The organism is Microbacterium sp. R1 (assembly GCF_015159725.1).
Lineage (GTDB): Bacteria > Actinomycetota > Actinomycetes > Actinomycetales > Microbacteriaceae > Microbacterium > Microbacterium oxydans.
On record NZ_JADDUD010000001.1, the window covers coordinates 800,060 to 815,943 of the forward strand.

Below are 15,884 nucleotides of genomic sequence, written 5' to 3' on the forward strand. Positions count from 1 at the left end.
GCTCACCATACGCGAGTGGAGTGGACGGATTGTTCACACGGCGTTCACACGTTCGGGACTTTCTGTCCACAATCGTTCCTCATCATGGACGGAGCGTCCCCACAGAAAGAACTCCGTGAACTCCATCCTCATCTTCGATTTCGACGGCACGATCGCCCTCGGCGACGGTCCGGTCCTCGCCTACGCCCAGCAGGTCGCTGCCGGCCTCGGTGACGATGACACCTTCCTCGACGACGTCCGCGCGGTCCTCGCCGCAGCCGACGGGGATGCGCTCGACGGCTACGACGCGGTGCGCCGAGTCGCCGAAGCCAGGGGAGCGGATGCCCGTCTCCTGAGCAACGCCTATCTCGCCAGTCGTGCGCAGCTCGGCACTGCCGATGCCCCGATCACCGCACCGGACGGGCTCGCCGAGTTCCTCTCCTCGGTCGACGCCGAGCGGATCCTCGTCACGAACGCTCCGGCCATCCGCATCGTCGACGCGCTGGAGACCCTCGGGCTTCGCGGACTGTTCGACCGGATCGTCACCGGTGCCGGCAAGCCCCGGGGGCTCGAGGCCGTGCTCGCCGAGCTCCCCGCGGACGCCCGGGTTCTGAGCATCGGCGACATCTGGCACAACGACCTCGCCCCCGCGCACGCCCGCGGCCATGCGACCGCGCTGATCGGCGGATTCTCCGACCCTGACGCCACCCCGACCTTCCGCGCCGCCGAGTTCTCGACGCTGGTTCCCCAGCTCGAGGCCTGGCTGCGCGGCTGAGACCTCTCCCTCCCTCACACACCCACCCCCATCGAAGGATGAACATGCGTACCTCTCTCCTCCGCTCCTCCGCAGCGGGCGTCGTCGCGGTCGGCGCCCTGCTGACCGTGGTGCTCGCCGGCTGCTCCAGCAGCACCGCCGCGCCCGAGGATTCCGCAGCCCCCGCTGCCGACCCCGACTCGATCGTGCTCGCCCTCGTGCCCTCGCAGGACCAGGACGGACTCGTCGACACCGCCGCGCCCCTCACCGACTACCTCACCGAGGAGCTCGGCATCGAGGTCACAGGCGTCGTGTCGAAGGACTACCAGGCCGCCGTCGAGGCGATGGGCGCAGGCCAGGCGCAGATCGGCTTCCTGCCGTCGCTGCAGCTGTGGCAGGCGAACGACATGTACGACGCGAAGGTCGTGCTGCAGACCGAGCGCAACGGCAACATCACCTACCCCGCGCAGTTCATGACGAACAACCCCGACAAGTACTGCGACGACGAGCCGGTCGAGCGTGACGGGATGCTGTTCTGCAACGGCGCCGACGCCATGAAGGGCCCGGCCGGCCTCGACAGCATCGACAAGGTGAAGGGCGCGAAGGTCGCCGTGCTCGGCCCCGGTTCGCCCGCCGGCTACATCTACCCGATCGTCGCGCTGCAGGAGGCAGGTCTCGACACGGACACCGACATCCAGCAGATCCCGGTCACCGCGAACGACGCCTCGGTGCTCGCGGTCTACAACGGCGACGCCGAGGTGGGATTCAGCTTCTGGGACGCCCGCACGATCGTCGCGAAGGACACCCCCGACGTCGGCCAGAAGGTCGTTGTGTTCGCGATGACCGAGGAGATCCCGAACGACGGCGTCGCCCTCTCGTCCGACCTGTCACCCGAGCTGCAGGATCGCATCACGAAGGCGCTCGAGGACTTCTCGAACACTCCGGAGGGTTCCGAGATCCTCACCAGCATCTACTCGATCACCAAGCTCGCGCCGGCCGACCCCGACTCGCTCGACGTCGTGGCCCGTGCCGCACAGGCTCTGGGGCTCCAGTAAATTGTCCGATCAGATCCAGCACGTGGACGCCGCAGCTTCGGTTGCGGCGTCCACGCCGTGGTCCATCCGCCTCGACGAGGTCACGGTGCGCTATCCCAACGGGACGGTCGGTCTGAACCGGGTGTCGCTCGACATCGAGGCCGGCGAGATGGTCGCCGTCGTCGGGCTCTCCGGCTCGGGCAAGTCCACCCTCATCCGCACGATCAACGGCCTCGTGCCGGTGACGAGCGGCGCCCTCGACGTGGGGGAGCACCGGGTGAGCGGCGCCTCGTCGCGCACCCTCCGCCGCCTCCGCGGCGACATCGGCATGGTCTTCCAGGGCTTCAACCTCGCGGGCCGCGCGAGCGTGCTGCAGAACGTGCTCGTCGGGCGCCTCGCCCACACGCCGCTCTGGCGCACGCTCCTGGGCGTCTACCCCGAGGCGGACAAGCAGCTTGCGTATCACGCGCTCGATCGTGTCGGCATCCTGCCAAAGCTGCACTCCCGCGCTTCCGAGCTCTCGGGCGGCCAGCAGCAGCGGGTCGCGATCGCCCGTGCCCTCGCCCAGGAGCCGCGCATCGTCCTCGCCGACGAGCCGGTCGCGAGCCTCGATCCGCCCACCGCGCACGGGGTGATGAACGACCTGCGCCGCATCAACCGGGATCTCGGGATCACGGTGCTCGTCAACCTGCACCTCCTCGACCTCGCCCGCGAGTACGGGGCGCGGATGATCGGCATGCGCGCCGGGGAGATCGTCTACGACGGGCCCGCCACCAGTGCGACGGACGCCGATTTCGAGAGCATCTACGGCCGCTCGCTCACGCCCGACGACCGGCTGGACGCATGAGCGGCGCCCAGAACGCGACCGTCCTCGACATTCCCGCCCGCCAGCGAGGAGCGTGGAAGGGGCCTGTGATCCTGGCCGCCGTCGTGACCGTCACAGTGGTGATGTGCCTGCCGGTGATCGGCATCGGCGTCGACTTCTCGGCCATCGCGCGCAACTGGCAGAACGGCGCCGACAAGATCGTGAAGCTGCTCCTGCCCGACTGGAGCTTCTTCCCCCGCACCGTCGCGCCCCTCATCGAGACCCTGCAGATGGCGGTGATCGCGACCGCCATCGGAGCCGCCGTGTCGCTGCCGCTCAGCTTCTGGGCCGCGCGTGCCACCAACCCGAACACCACGGCGCGCGTCATCGTGCGCGGCATCCTCAACGTCGTCCGCAGCGTGCCCGACCTGCTGTATGCGGCGATCCTGGTCGCGATGGTCGGGGTCGGTGCGCTCCCCGGAATCCTGGCGCTGCTGCTGTTCAACGTCGGCATCATCGTCAAACTCGTCTCGGAGGCCATCGACACCAACGACCGCGGCCCCCTCGAGGCCGGACGCGCGGTGGGGGCGACGCAGGCGAAGATCAACCGCACGCTCGCGCTGCCCGACGCCTGGCCCGCCTTCGCGAATCAGGCCCTGTACGTGTTCGAGCTGAACGTGCGCGCCTCGACCGTGCTCGGTCTCGTCGGCGCCGGAGGCATGGGGCTGCTGATCGACGCGGTGCGCACGTTCTACCGCTACGACCAGCTCTCGCTCATCATCCTGGAGATCCTCATCGTCGTCATCGTGATCGACCTCGTCTCGGACGCCATCCGACGGAGGCTCGTATGAGTGCGGCGCTCACCGTCATCCCCGCCAAGCCTCGCCGGCCCTGGCTGATCGCCGGATGGGCGCTCGTCACCGGCATCGTGGTCCTGGCGTTCTGGTCGATCGACATCGACTGGTCCCGCCTCTCCGATCTGCCGTCCGAGATCATCCGGTACACGTTCCTGATGTTCGCCGATCCGAACTGGGAGAAGCTGCCGGAGGCGCTGTGGCAGACGTGGCGGAGCATCGAGATGGCCTGGGTCGGCACGATCCTCGGCATCCTGCTCGCCACCCCGCTGAGCCTGGTCGCCGCGCGCGGATTCGGGCCCGCGTGGCTGCGGGCGCTCCTGCGCGGACTCTTCTCGCTGATCAGGGCGGTCCCGGAGATCATCATCGCGATCGTGATCCTCTCGGTCACCGGCCTCACCCCGTTCACCGGCGCGCTCGCCCTCGCCATCAACGGCGTCGGCACGCTCGGCAAATGGGGGTATGAGGCGGTCGAGGCCGTGCCCCGAGGTCCGATCGAGGCGGCGCGCGCGGCCGGTGGCGGCACGCTGCAGGTGCTGCGCTGGGGTGTGTGGCCGCAGGCCGAACCGGCGTTCTGGTCGTTCTGGCTGTACCGCTTCGAGATCAACGTGCGCTCCTCCGCGGTGCTGGGGCTCATCGGCGTCGGCGGAATCGGCGACATGCTCACCTCCTACACCCAGTACCGTGAGTGGTCGACGGTGGGTGTCCTGCTCATCGTGGTGGTCGTGGTGACGATGCTGATCGATGCGGCGTCCGGTGCGATCCGTCGCCGCATCATGGAGGGAGCCCGAGCCCGTGTTCTCGCCTAGCGCCCCGCCCACCGCACGCATCGCGGCCGTGCTCAACACCCTGCAGCCGGCCGAGCGCCGCGTCGCCGAGCTGATCGTCGAATCGGCCGACGAGGTCGTGGAGTGGACGGCGCAGGAGCTCGCCGATCGGGCCGGCGTCGGCCGCGCCACCGTGGTCCGCACCTGCCAGGGCATCGGCTATCGCGGTTATCCGCAGCTGCGGGTCGCGCTCGCCGCCGAACTCGGCAGCACGCCCGGGGAGGCGGCCGTCGACCACGGTCCCGGCGTGCTCGGACGCATGCGGGGGGAGATCGATCGTCTGGCGGGCTCCCTGCCGGCGCTCGCCAGCCTGCTCGACCCGGATGCTGTCGCCGAGGCCGTGCGCCTCTCGGCATCCGCCCGTCGTCTGCTCGTGCTCGCCAACGGACTGTCGTCGCCGATCGCCAACGACCTCGCCATGCGGCTGACTGCCGCCGGGCGGTCGGCGGAATTCATCGCCGACGCCATCGCCCAGCAGATCGCGGCCCGCCACCTCACGGCCGAAGACGTCTGCCTCGTGGTGAGCGGTTCCGGTGCGAACGAGGCGAGTCTGCGCGTCGCGACGGCGGCCGCGCGGGGCGGTGCGACCGTGATCGCCCTGACGTCGTTCGCCTCGTCGGCCTTGACCGAGGCGGCGTCGCTGTCGCTCGTGATCGCGCCGACCGGGGTGAGCTTCCGCGACGAGCTCGAGCACACCTCCCGCGTGGCCTACCTCGTGTTCGCCGAGGTGTTCGCCGCCGCGGTCGCGACCGAGCGTGGCGTGGATGCGGTCCAGGCGCGCGCCCACGCCCTCGAGGTCGTCTCCGCGAACCTCGGCGAGGGATCCACCGACTGACCAGGCATCAATCCCGAGCGGTCTGCAGGATCGTCCAGAGCTCGGCGCGAGCCGGGAAGGTCGACAGGTCGATGTCGAGCAGCGCGCCCGCGTGGGCGATGCGGGAGCGCAGGGTGTGTCGGTGCACCCCGAGAGCGTTCGCGGCGGATTCGGCCTTCGCATCGTGCTCGAGCCAGGTGCGCAGCGAGCCCTCGAGGTCGGCGCCGGTGCGGGCATCGTGCTCGCGCACCGGGGCGAGTCGAGACTCGGCGACCAGGCGGGCCTCGTCGGTCGCGAGGGCGGTGAGGATGCTCGACCCCACGGTGTCGGCGTACCGGGCGACCCCGTGCGAGCCCTGCTGGCGCAGCGCGGTGAGTGCCTGCGCATGGGCACGGGCGAACGAATCGTAGCCCTCCGAATCGGAGACGCCGATGCGGATGCCGAACCGCGCGGCGACCTCATCGAGCAGCCCTTCGTCGGCGACCGACACGCACATCGTGACGCCGTCCTCCGACTCGGCCAGGAAGAAGGAGGTGCCGTGTTCGGACCGATGTCGCTCCCACCAGTCGGCCAGGGGTCCCGCAGGGGCGTCGGCCGCGACCGCGACCAGCACGGGCGCGGGTGGCAGGCTTCCCAGCACCCGCCTGGCGAGAGAGGGGTCGTCGGCGAGGAGAGAGCCGAGGAGCTGGGTGTGCAGGCGGCGTCGGCTGCGCGCCAGCTGCTCGCTCTGCTCCATCGCGAGTCCCGCCATGGCGATGACCGATGTCACGACCGAACGTGCTTCGGGGTCGAGCGTCTCGATGGCCAGGGCGATGACGCCGCGCAGGTGTCCGCCGCGGCCCACCGTGAACAGCATGAACGAGTGACCCTCGATGCTGAGCGACTGCCCGGCCTCGAGCCCCCGCGTGAGGATCTCGACCACGCGGGAGCCGAGTTCGTCGAGCACACGCGCCTCGATGGCGTCACGCGGGTGAGCGAACGTGAGGGCTCCGGCGGCGTCGAACATGCCAGACCAGACGTCGAGCCGACGCCCGAGCTCCGCGATCGTCGCGTCGAGGCCGTGCGGACGGAGGGCGGCGAGGGCCAGAGCGCGCTGCGTGTCGAGTGCCCATGACCGTCGTGCATAGGCCTGAGCCGCGATGGCCTCGGAGTGTGCACGTGCGACGGCGATGAACGGGGTGCGGTACGGTACGGCGAACAGGGGCATCCCGTGCACAGCGCAGGCCTCGACGAGCTCGTCGGGGATCCCTGAGCGATGCACCTCGGTACCGAACCCCAGGCCGATCACGCCGCGGTCTGCGAGTCGCCCGACATACGTGTCGATGCTCACGGCCTCGTCGAACTGCGTCCCCGTGGTCAGCAGTGCCAGGTCTTCCGAGAGGAACGGGGTCGGGTCGGCGAGGTCGGAGCTGTGCACCCAGCGCAGGGGGCGGTCGAGAGCGCCTTCCGGGATGTCGGCTTCGCGAGGCACCAGCGAGAGCCCGAGGTCACGACGCTGCAGCAGCGCACGCAAGGTCGGCTGAGCGGTGACGGCCATGACATTCTCCGGAACTTGTACACGCAGGCGAACTGACGCTACAGATTGTACAGATCGGTGAATGCAGCAGTCTCGGTCACCGCCGTACGCTCGCGAACATGGCACTCCTCGACACCGCAGCCCCCGCAGTCCCTCTCGGTGGACCCGACCTCCCGCAGGAGCGTCGCCTGGTCACGGACCTCCCCGGCCCCCGTTCGGCCGAGATCCTCGCGCGCAAGGCGGACGCCGTCGCCGCGGGTGTCGGACACACGGTTCCGATCGCGGCTGTCGCCGCGGGCGGCGGAGTGGTCGTCGACGCCGACGGCAACTCGCTCATCGACCTCGGTTCCGGCATCGCCGTGACCACGGTGGGCAACGCGCACCCCAAGGTCGCTGCGGCCGTCGCCGCTCAGGCCGCGCAGTTCACGCACACCTGCTTCATGATCTCGCCGTACGAGTCCTACGTGGGCGTGGCCGAAGCACTCAACCGCGTCACCCCCGGCGACTTCGCGAAGAAGAGCGCCCTGTTCAACTCGGGCGCCGAAGCGGTCGAGAACGCGATCAAGATCGCCCGCAAGCACACCGGTCGCCAGGCCGTCGTCGCATTCGACCACGGCTACCACGGCCGCACGAACCTGACCATGGCGCTCACCGCCAAGTCGATGCCCTACAAGAGTGGCTTCGGCCCGTTCGCCCCCGAGGTGTACCGCGCGCCGATGTCGTACCCCTTCCGCGACGGACTCGACGGGCGCGAGGCCGCGGCCCGCGTGATCCTCCAGCTCGAGAAGCAGATCGGTGCCGACAACCTGGCCGCGGTCATCATCGAGCCCATCCAGGGCGAGGGTGGCTTCATCGTCCCGGCCGACGGCTTCCTCCCCGCGATCGTCGACTGGTGCCGCGCGAACGGCGTCGTCTTCATCGCCGACGAGGTGCAGACCGGCTTCGCCCGCACCGGACACATGTTCGCGAGCGAGATCTTCGGCATCGAGCCCGACCTGATCACCACGGCCAAGGGCATCGCCGGCGGCCTTCCGCTCGCCGCCGTCACCGGCCGCGCCGAGATCATGGACGCCTCGCACTCGGGTGGCCTCGGCGGCACCTACGGCGGCAACCCGATCGCCTGCGCCGCAGCCCTCGCCTCGATCGACGTCTTCGAGAACGATGGCGTGATCGAGCGGGCACGCGAGATCGGCACCATCCTCATCGACCGTCTCACCGCGATCCAGCAGAACGACCCGCGCGTCGGCGATGTCCGCGGCCACGGTGCGATGATCGCCGCCGAGTTCGTCGACCCCGAGACCAAGGCGCCGAACGCCGCTCTCACGGCCGCGGTCGCCAAGGCGTGCATCGCGCAGGGCGTCATCGTCCTCACCTGCGGCACCTACGGCAACGTCATCCGCTTCCTTCCTCCGCTCTCGATCGGCGACGACCTGCTGAACGAAGGACTCGACATCGTGGCCGCAGCCCTGGCTGCAGCCGCCGAATAACATGCAGGCCGCGCTCCCGCGCGGCCTGACCCCCTGTCCGGTCGCGACCCCAATCGGGGGATTTCGGGTCGCGACCGGCACTACTTCCCCCAACGAAGGAGTTGCAGATGTCTGAGATCACCCGCGACGTACTCATCATCGGTGCTGGAGCCGCAGGGCTCACGGCCGCGAACGACCTGCGCAAGGCCGGCCTGTCGGTCGCCGTGCTGGAGGCCCGCGACCGCGTGGGCGGCCGCCTGTGGACCGATGTCATCGACGGTGCCATGCTCGAGATCGGCGGCCAGTGGGTCTCGCCCGACCAGGACGCGCTCAAGGACACGATCGAGGAGCTGGGCCTCGAGACCTACAGCCGTTACCGCGAGGGTGACAGCGTCTACGTCGGACCCGACGGGAAGACCCACCGCTTCACGGGGGAGATGTTCCCCGTCTCGCCGGAGACCGAGGCCGTGATCGCCCGCATCACCGGCATCCTCGACGCGCTGGTCGCGGAGATCGACCCCGATCAGCCGTGGGCGCACCCCAAGGCCGAGGAGTGGGACTCCATCACCTGGGATGCCTGGCTGCGTTCGCAGACCGACGACGACGAGGCCGTGCGCAACCTCGCCTTCGCCACGGGCTCCGCGATGCTCACCAAACCCACGCACTCGTTCTCGCTTTTGCAGTCGCTCCTGATGGCCGCGTCCGCCGGTTCTTACTCGAACCTGGTCGACGCCGACTTCATCCTCGACAAGCGCGTCGTGGGCGGTCTCCAGCAGGTGCCGCTCCGCCTCGCCGAGCGTCTGGGCGACGACGTGCTGCTGAACCAGCCCGTCCGCCGCCTCGAGTGGTCGGATGCCGGTGTGGTCGCCGTCACCGACGAGCTCACCGTGCGCGCCCGCCACGCGATCCTCGCGCACGCACCGGTTCTCTACAGCCGCATCTCGTTCGACCCGCCGCTGCCACGCCGCCAGCACCAGCTGCACCAGCACCTCTCGATGGGCTTCGTCATCAAGGTGCACGCCGTGTACGACCGGCCGTTCTGGCGCGAGCAGGGTCTCAGCGGCACCGCGTTCAGCCCGTACGAACTGTCGCACGAGGCCTACGACAACACCAACCACGGCGATGAGCGTGGCACCCTGGTCGGCTTCGTCTCCGACGCCAACGCCGACGGTGTCTTCGAGCTCTCGGCCGAGGAGCGCAAGGAGCGCATCCTCGAGTCGCTGTCGCACTACTACGGCCCCGAGGCCAAGAACCCGGTCGTCTACTACGAGAGCGACTGGGGCAGCGAGGAGTGGACGCGCGGCGCCTATGCCGCCAGCTTCGACATGGGCGGCCTGCACCGCTACGGCGCCGACCTGCGCACCGCGGTCGGACCGATCCACTTCGCGTGCAGCGACATGGCAGGCGCCGGGTATCAGCACGTGGACGGTGCGATCCGGATGGGACACCTGGTCGCCTCCAACATCGTCGATGCGAGTCGTGAGGCCGGCGCTGTCGAGAGCAGCAGCTGATGACCGGGTCGGTCGTCGTCGGATACACGGCGACGGACGCGGGAGCGGATGCCGCAGCGCTGGGTGCGCGCATCGCCCGCAGCCTGGGAGCGGCCCTGCACCTGGTGATCGTGCTGCCCAACGAGGGCACGCGCAGCGCCGCGGTGCCGCCGGAGCGCGCCTACGAGGAGCACATCCGCTCGCAGGCCAAGAAGTGGCTCGGCGACGCTGTCGTCCGGTTGCCGCAGGAGCTGATCCGCAGCGGACACGTCCGCTTCTCCGAGTCCTTCGCCGAGGGGCTCATCGCCGCCGGTGAGGAGTTCGGCGCACGTCTGATCGTGATCGGCGCGGCGGGCGGCGGCATCTTCGGGCGCCACCGTCTCGGCAGCGTGGCCTCCGAGCTGCTGCACTCGTCGACCATCCCGGTCGCCCTGGCGCCTGCCGGCACCGCGCAGCAGGACGACCACGTCATCCCGCGTGTCACGGTCGCGGTCGGCTCACGGCCGGGCGCGGACGCGCTGCTCGACGAAGCGGTGTCGCTCGCCGGAGACAGCGGTGTCGATCTGCGACTCGTCTCCCTCGTGCCGTTCGACGTGCCACCCGGCCTCGACACGGGAGCCATCCGCACCGTAGGGGACACGCACGGTCGAGAGGTTCTCGCGATGGCGACCGAGCTCCTTCCTGACGGGCGCACCGCCGCGGTCGAGAAGGCCCCAGGCGACACGGTCGAGGATGCGGTCGCGAACCTCTCCTGGCTTCCCGGTGAGGTCATCCTGGTCGGATCGAGCCGGCTGGCACAGCCGCGCCGACTGTTCCTGGGCTCCACGGCGGCGAAGATGCTGCACGTTCTGCCCGTCCCCATGATCGTCGTCCCGCGCACCCGCAACGAAGCAGGAGAACGCTGATGAGCAGCACCCACCGGGCGACGGAGCCCGAATCCGGCGTCACCACCGGGATCTCCACCAAGGGCCTGAGCGCCGGAACGGTCGGCCTGATCGGCGCGGTCGTGATCGGCATCTCGTGCATCGCGCCCGCCTACACGTTCACGGCGGCCGTCGGACCCGTGGCCTCCACCGTCGGGTCCCAGATCCCGGCGATCATCCTCGTCGGGTTCATCCCGATGCTCCTGGTCGCCTTCGGCTACCGCGAGCTCAACAACCGGATGCCCGACTCCGGCACGTCGTTCACCTGGGCGGCCCGTGCCTTCGGTCCCTGGGTGGGCTGGATGGCCGGCTGGGGCCTCGTCGTCGCCACGATCCTCGTGCTGTCCAACCTCGCGGGCATCGCCGTGGACTTCCTCTTCCTGCTGATCTCGCAGATCACGGGCAACCCCGACATCGCCTCCCTCGCGAGCGTCACCTGGATCAACATCGGCGTGTGCCTGCTGTTCATGCTCGGCGCGACGTGGATCTCGTACCGCGACATGCAGACGACGCAGAAGCTGCAGTACTGGCTCGTCAGCTTCCAGATCCTCGTGCTGCTGTTCTTCGCCGGGGCCGCGATCGTGCAGGCGGTGAACGGCAACGGCTTCGACTACCAGCCGTTCGACCTCGGCTGGTTCAACCCGTTCGCGATCTCGTCGTTCAGCGCCGTCGCCGCCGGCCTCTCCCTGTCGATCTTCATCTTCTGGGGCTGGGACGTCACCCTCACCATGAACGAGGAGACCAAGGATCCGGAGAAGACCCCGGGGCGTGCCGCCACCGTCACGGTGCTCATGATCGTCTCCCTGTACCTGCTGCTGGCGGTCGCGATGATCATGTTCGCCGGCGTCGGCACCGGAGCGTTGGGCCTCGGCAACGAGGACATCCAGGAGAACGTGTTCTTCCACCTCTCCGGCCCGATCCTCGGCCCGCTCGCGTTCCTCGTGTCGCTCGCGGTGCTGACCAGTTCGGCATCGTCGCTGCAGTCCACGTTCGTGGGTCCCGCGCGCACCCTGCTGGCGATGGGGCACTACGGCGCACTGCCCAAGTCGTTCGCGAAGGTCAGCCCGCGGTTCTTCACCCCGGGGTACGCGACCATCGCCTCCGCCATCGTGGCATCGGCCTTCTACGCCGTGATGCGCATCGTCAGCGAGGACACGCTGTGGGACACCATCCTGACACTCGGCATGATGATCTGCTTCTACTACGGGATCACCGCATTCGCCTGCGTCTGGTACTTCCGCAAGCAGTGGTTCGACTCGACGCGGAACTTCTTCTTCACGTTCCTGTTCCCGCTGGTCGGCGGCGCGATCCTCGCGGTGCTGTTCTTCACCACGCTGATCGACTCGATGGACCCGGCCTACGGCTCCGGCTCGCAGATCGGCGGGGTCGGCATCGTGTTCATCCTCGGCATGCTGATCATCGTCGTCGGCATCGTCGTCATGATCTGGAACGCGATCAGACGGCCCGCCTTCTTCCGCGGACAGACCCTGGGCATCGACGCACCGCCCAGTCGACGCAAGCGCTCCTAGCCCTCCTCACAGAAAGAGAATCATGAGCACTCAGACCGAACAGGCGCTCCTGGACAGCATCCCCACCGGACTCTTCATCGGGGGCCAGTGGATCGACGGCGAGACCGGAGGCACCTTCGACGTGAAGGACCCCGCGACCGGTTCCGTGATCCGCACCATCGCCGACGCGACGCCCGGCGACGGCATCCGCGCCCTCGACGCCGCAGTCGCCGCGCAGGACGCCTGGGCCGCGACGGCTCCGCGCGTGCGCAGCGAGATCCTCCGCAAGTCCTTCGACCTCGTTCAGGAGCACAAGGAGGATCTGGCCCTTCTCATGACGCTCGAGATGGGCAAGCCTCTCGCCGAAGCACGCGGCGAGGTCGGCTACGGCGGGGAGTTCCTGCGCTGGTTCAGCGAGGAGGCCGTGCGCATCAGCGGTCGCTACGGCATCAACCCCGAGGGCACCGGCCACATGGTCGTATCGCAGCGCCCGGTCGGACCGTCGTTCTTCGTGACGCCGTGGAACTTCCCGTTCGCCATGGCCACCCGCAAGATCGCCCCCGCACTCGCAGCGGGCTGCACCGTCGTGATCAAGCCCCCGGCACTCACGCCCCTGACGACCATGTACTTCGTCTCGCTGCTCGAGCAGGCAGGCCTTCCCGCCGGTGTCGTGAACGTCGTGCAGACGTCGAAGTCGAGTGCGCTGTCGGCGCCCATCATCGCCGACCCGCGCCTGCGCAAGCTCTCCTTCACCGGGTCGACCGAGGTGGGCCGCAAGCTCATCGCCCAGGCGGCCGAAGGCGTGCTGCGCGTGTCGATGGAACTGGGCGGCAACGCTCCGTTCGTGGTGTTCGACGACGCCGACCTCGACAAGGCCGTGGACGGTGCGCTGGCCGCGAAGTTCCGCAACATCGGCCAGGCCTGCACGGCCGCGAACCGCTTCATCGTGCACAAGGACGTCGCCGGGGAATTCGCCAAGCGCGTGACCGAGCGCGTCAACGGCATGAAGATCGGCCGCGGCACGGAAGAGGGCGTGGCGATCGGACCGCTCATCGACGAGGACGCCGTGGCCAAGGCCGGCGAGCTCGTGGACGATGCGGTCGAACGCGGTGCGACCCTGCTCGCCGGCGGCAAGGCCGTCGAGGGCACCGGCACGTTCTACGAGCCCACCGTGCTCACCGACGTGGTCGCCGGAAGCGCGATCCTCCGCGAGGAGATCTTCGGACCGGTGCTCGCGATCGCGACCTTCGAGACCGAGGAAGAGGCCGTGCGCCTGGCGAACGACACCGAGTACGGGCTCGTGTCGTACGTGTTCACCGAGAACCTGCAGCGCGGGCAGCGGATGATCGACGGGCTCGAGACCGGCATGATGGGTCTCAACGTGGGAGTGGTCTCGAATGCGGCCGCACCCTTCGGAGGCGTCAAGCAGTCCGGCGTCGGACGCGAGGGCGGCTTCGAGGGCATCCACGAGTACCTGTCCACCAAGTACACGCTGATCCCGGTCTCCTGACCTTCCGGGTGGGTCCCTGAGCTTGTCGAAGGGCCCACCCCACCCGAACGGCCTGGGTCCCTGAGCCTGTCGAAGGGACCCGCACACGAGAGGACAACCCATGACCGACTACGCCGTCATCAACCCCGCCACCGGAGAGACGCTGGCGTCCTTCGACACCTTCACCGACGCTCAGATCGAAGAGGCCGTGGCCGCGGCCGACGAAGCCCACCGCGGGTGGTCGCGTTCGTCGACGGTCGCAGAGCGCGCTGCCCTCGTCCGCCGTGCGGCCGAGCTGCACCGCGAGCGCCGCGAGGAGCTCGCGGACATCTTCGTGCGCGAGATGGGCAAGCCCCGCGAGGCCGCGCTCGGTGAGGTCGACTTCGCCGCGGACATCGCCGAGTACTACGCCGACCAGGCGGAGTCGATCATGGCCGACCAGCCGATCGCGATCCTGGGGGAGGGGTCGGCCATCATCCGCCGCTCCTCGCTCGGTCCGCTCGTCGGCATCATGCCGTGGAACTTCCCGGCGTACCAGATCGTGCGCTTCGCCGCGCCCAACCTCATCGTGGGCAACACGATCCTGCTCAAGCCCGCACCGCAGTGCCCGGAGTCGTCGACCGCGATCGAGAAGATCTACCACGACGCCGGCTTCCCGAAGGGCGCCTACCAGAACGTGCTCGCCACGAACGAGCAGATCGCGACCATGATCGCCGATCCGCGCGTGCAGGGCGTCTCGCTCACCGGTTCCGAGCGCGCAGGCGCCGCGGTCGCCGAGATCGCGGGCCGCAACCTCAAGAAGGTCGCGCTCGAGCTGGGCGGCTCCGACCCCTTCATCGTGCTGTCGACCGACGACCTCGACGCCACCGTCCAGGCCGGCGTCGATGCGCGTCTGGACAACAACGGCCAGGCCTGCAACGGCGCCAAGCGCTTCATCGTCGTCGACGGTCTCTACGACGCGTTCGTGGAGAAGTTCACGGCGGCGATGGCCGCGGTCGAGGCGACCGACCCCATGCGCGACGACACGGTGCTCGGTCCGGTGTCGTCCGAGACCGCGGCGGAGAACCTGCAGAAGCAGATCGATCAGGCCGTCGAGCAGGGAGCCACGCTGCTCACGGGTGGCACCCGCGACGGTGCGTTCTTCGCTCCGACCGTGCTGGCCGACGTGACGCCGGAGATGAACGTCTACCGTGAGGAGCTCTTCGGACCGGCAGCCGTCGTCTACCGCGTGGCGGATGAGGACGCAGCGGTCGAGCTCGCGAACGACACCACGTTCGGGCTCGGCTCGTACGTCTTCACGACGGATGCGGAGCAGGCCGAGCGCGTCGCCGACAAGATCGAGGCGGGCATGGTCTACGTCAACCTCGTGCTGGCGGACAGCCCCGAACTGCCCTTCGGCGGCGTCAAGCGCAGCGGCACCGCCCGTGAGCTGGGACACCTCGCCGCAGACGAGTTCGTCAACAAGAAGCTCATCCGCATCGGCTGAGCGTGCGACGGACGGCCCCTCGCAGAGCGCGAGGGGCCGTCCGCATGCCCGCCTCGTGTTGCGGGACGGGACGCCCTGTCGGCGGGGACACCGGGTGAGGGACAATGGCCGCATGAGCGCGCACACCGATCCCATCGAGACGCTGACCACCGAACAGAGCTGGGAGCGGCTCCGCACGCAGGAGCTCGGCCGGCTCGTCACCCACGTGGGGGAGACGATCGACATCTTCCCCGTGAACTTCGTGGTCGACGGGGACGGCATCCTGTTCCGCACCGCACCCGGCAGCAAGCTGTTCGAGCTCACGGTGAACACCGATGTGCTGTTCGAGGTCGATGACCACACCGACACGGACGCCTGGAGCGTGATCGTGCGGGGCCACGCGAGTGCGTTGGAGTCGGACGCCGACGTGCACAGGGCGGATGCGGCCGGCCTCCGCCCATGGATCCCCACCCTCAAACGGGTCTATGTGCGCATCGCCCCGACGTCGGTTTCGGGGCGGGCCTTCCGTCGCAGTGCCGAGCCGGAGCTCGACGGGCCCCAGGAGTACTGACTGACCCTCAGGCCGATAACCGTCAGGCCGATAACCGTCAGGCCGAGAACCGTCAGGCCGAGAAGAGCTTCAGGTCGGTCGGGGTGAAGTAGTTCTGGGTCACATCGGTGATCCGCACGAGGAACTTCCCCCGCTTCTCGTCGATCGAGACGACCGTCCCGACATTGCCTGTCATCGTCGGTCCAGTGATCTGCACGGTGTCCCCGATGGCGAATTCGTTCATGGGAGTTCCTCTCCTTGCCGTACTGCTCCGGATCGGTACAGCACTCCGGTTCTTCTGATGGTCCGAGGCTAGATCGAGTGCGGTTGTGGAGACAGTGCCAGACGTCGCCATTTCGGGTGACATCTGTCACGGGTCCGGACGAGCCTCGCGCCCGCCCCCGGGGCGT

The 15,884-nt window shown here is 69.0% G+C and carries 15 protein-coding genes; 13 read left to right on the forward strand and 2 right to left on the reverse strand.

Annotation, left to right across the window (positions count from 1 at the left end):
• Nucleotides 1-115: 115 nt before the first annotated feature.
• From ILP86_RS03995 to ILP86_RS04020, 6 genes are read left to right on the forward strand one after another with little or no spacing between them, the layout of a single operon-like run.
• Entirely contained in the window at nucleotides 116-754 is a 639-nt protein-coding gene (locus tag ILP86_RS03995; protein ID WP_193761406.1) for an HAD family hydrolase, read from the forward strand.
• 44 nt (nucleotides 755-798) lie between these two features.
• Entirely contained in the window at nucleotides 799-1,788 is a 990-nt protein-coding gene (phnD, locus tag ILP86_RS04000) for a phosphate/phosphite/phosphonate ABC transporter substrate-binding protein (RefSeq protein WP_058632141.1), read from the forward strand.
• A gap of 22 nt (nucleotides 1,789-1,810) precedes the next feature.
• Nucleotides 1,811-2,614, forward strand: coding sequence for a phosphonate ABC transporter ATP-binding protein (gene phnC, locus ILP86_RS04005; RefSeq protein ID WP_058632142.1), 804 nt, complete (start codon nucleotides 1,811-1,813; stop codon nucleotides 2,612-2,614).
• Nucleotides 2,611-3,423: a phosphonate ABC transporter, permease protein PhnE gene (gene phnE / locus ILP86_RS04010; RefSeq protein WP_193761407.1), complete on the forward strand. Its 813-nt coding sequence runs from the start codon at nucleotides 2,611-2,613 to the stop codon at nucleotides 3,421-3,423. Before phnC ends, phnE (ILP86_RS04010) begins: the two co-directional genes overlap by 4 nt.
• On the forward strand, nucleotides 3,420-4,235 hold the full coding sequence (gene phnE / locus ILP86_RS04015) for a phosphonate ABC transporter, permease protein PhnE (RefSeq protein WP_058632122.1): 816 nt from the start codon (nucleotides 3,420-3,422) through the stop codon (nucleotides 4,233-4,235). The genes phnE (ILP86_RS04010) and phnE (ILP86_RS04015) overlap by 4 nt, the downstream gene beginning before the upstream one ends.
• Nucleotides 4,222-5,088: a MurR/RpiR family transcriptional regulator gene (locus ILP86_RS04020; RefSeq protein WP_058632123.1), complete on the forward strand. Its 867-nt coding sequence runs from the start codon at nucleotides 4,222-4,224 to the stop codon at nucleotides 5,086-5,088. Before phnE (ILP86_RS04015) ends, ILP86_RS04020 begins: the two co-directional genes overlap by 14 nt.
• 7 nt (nucleotides 5,089-5,095) lie before the next feature.
• Here ILP86_RS04020 and ILP86_RS04025 read toward each other — a convergent pair whose 3' ends face one another.
• The gene (locus ILP86_RS04025) at nucleotides 5,096-6,604 is read right to left on the reverse strand and encodes a PucR family transcriptional regulator (RefSeq protein WP_193761408.1); all 1,509 of its coding nucleotides are present in this window, start codon (nucleotides 6,602-6,604) and stop codon (nucleotides 5,096-5,098) included.
• A 98-nt stretch (nucleotides 6,605-6,702) separates the two neighbouring features.
• Between ILP86_RS04025 and gabT the strand changes: the two genes are divergently transcribed.
• The 7 genes from gabT (at nucleotide 6,703) to ILP86_RS04060 (ending at nucleotide 15,495) form a co-directional block, all read left to right on the forward strand.
• Nucleotides 6,703-8,070 (forward strand): 4-aminobutyrate--2-oxoglutarate transaminase, encoded by a 1,368-nt coding sequence (gene gabT / locus ILP86_RS04030; protein WP_193761409.1) that lies wholly within the window; start codon nucleotides 6,703-6,705, stop codon nucleotides 8,068-8,070.
• A 107-nt stretch (nucleotides 8,071-8,177) separates the two neighbouring features.
• Nucleotides 8,178-9,560: an NAD(P)/FAD-dependent oxidoreductase gene (locus ILP86_RS04035; protein WP_061015303.1), complete on the forward strand. Its 1,383-nt coding sequence runs from the start codon at nucleotides 8,178-8,180 to the stop codon at nucleotides 9,558-9,560.
• Nucleotides 9,560-10,444, forward strand: coding sequence for a universal stress protein (locus tag ILP86_RS04040; protein WP_193761410.1), 885 nt, complete (start codon nucleotides 9,560-9,562; stop codon nucleotides 10,442-10,444). The genes ILP86_RS04035 and ILP86_RS04040 overlap by 1 nt, the downstream gene beginning before the upstream one ends.
• Nucleotides 10,444-11,991 (forward strand): APC family permease, encoded by a 1,548-nt coding sequence (locus ILP86_RS04045; RefSeq protein WP_046747856.1) that lies wholly within the window; start codon nucleotides 10,444-10,446, stop codon nucleotides 11,989-11,991. The genes ILP86_RS04040 and ILP86_RS04045 overlap by 1 nt, the downstream gene beginning before the upstream one ends.
• Nucleotides 11,992-12,013: 22 nt before the next feature.
• The gene (locus tag ILP86_RS04050) at nucleotides 12,014-13,480 is read left to right on the forward strand and encodes an NAD-dependent succinate-semialdehyde dehydrogenase (protein WP_058632127.1); all 1,467 of its coding nucleotides are present in this window, start codon (nucleotides 12,014-12,016) and stop codon (nucleotides 13,478-13,480) included.
• A 100-nt stretch (nucleotides 13,481-13,580) separates the two neighbouring features.
• The gene (locus ILP86_RS04055; protein WP_058632128.1) at nucleotides 13,581-14,945 is read left to right on the forward strand and encodes an NAD-dependent succinate-semialdehyde dehydrogenase; all 1,365 of its coding nucleotides are present in this window, start codon (nucleotides 13,581-13,583) and stop codon (nucleotides 14,943-14,945) included.
• 112 nt (nucleotides 14,946-15,057) lie between these two features.
• Nucleotides 15,058-15,495, forward strand: coding sequence for a pyridoxamine 5'-phosphate oxidase family protein (locus ILP86_RS04060; protein ID WP_058632129.1), 438 nt, complete (start codon nucleotides 15,058-15,060; stop codon nucleotides 15,493-15,495).
• A 52-nt stretch (nucleotides 15,496-15,547) separates the two neighbouring features.
• Here ILP86_RS04060 and ILP86_RS04065 read toward each other — a convergent pair whose 3' ends face one another.
• On the reverse strand, nucleotides 15,548-15,718 hold the full coding sequence (locus ILP86_RS04065; RefSeq protein WP_164734110.1) for a hypothetical protein: 171 nt from the start codon (nucleotides 15,716-15,718) through the stop codon (nucleotides 15,548-15,550).
• Nucleotides 15,719-15,884: the final 166 nt, after the last annotated feature.

Coding starts and splice junctions, on each gene's coding strand:
- phnD (WP_058632141.1), top strand. CDS start 799: ATGCGTACCTCTCTCCTCCGCTCCTCCGCAGCGGGCGTCGTCGCGGTC.
- phnE (WP_193761407.1), top strand. CDS start 2,611: ATGAGCGGCGCCCAGAACGCGACCGTCCTCGACATTCCCGCCCGCCAG.
- phnE (WP_058632122.1), top strand. CDS start 3,420: ATGAGTGCGGCGCTCACCGTCATCCCCGCCAAGCCTCGCCGGCCCTGG.
- ILP86_RS04025 (WP_193761408.1), bottom strand. CDS start 6,604: ATGGCCGTCACCGCTCAGCCGACCTTGCGTGCGCTGCTGCAGCGTCGT.
- gabT (WP_193761409.1), top strand. CDS start 6,703: ATGGCACTCCTCGACACCGCAGCCCCCGCAGTCCCTCTCGGTGGACCC.
- ILP86_RS04035 (WP_061015303.1), top strand. CDS start 8,178: ATGTCTGAGATCACCCGCGACGTACTCATCATCGGTGCTGGAGCCGCA.
- ILP86_RS04040 (WP_193761410.1), top strand. CDS start 9,560: ATGACCGGGTCGGTCGTCGTCGGATACACGGCGACGGACGCGGGAGCG.
- ILP86_RS04045 (WP_046747856.1), top strand. CDS start 10,444: ATGAGCAGCACCCACCGGGCGACGGAGCCCGAATCCGGCGTCACCACC.
- ILP86_RS04050 (WP_058632127.1), top strand. CDS start 12,014: ATGAGCACTCAGACCGAACAGGCGCTCCTGGACAGCATCCCCACCGGA.
- ILP86_RS04055 (WP_058632128.1), top strand. CDS start 13,581: ATGACCGACTACGCCGTCATCAACCCCGCCACCGGAGAGACGCTGGCG.
- ILP86_RS04060 (WP_058632129.1), top strand. CDS start 15,058: ATGAGCGCGCACACCGATCCCATCGAGACGCTGACCACCGAACAGAGC.
- ILP86_RS04065 (WP_164734110.1), bottom strand. CDS start 15,718: ATGAACGAATTCGCCATCGGGGACACCGTGCAGATCACTGGACCGACG.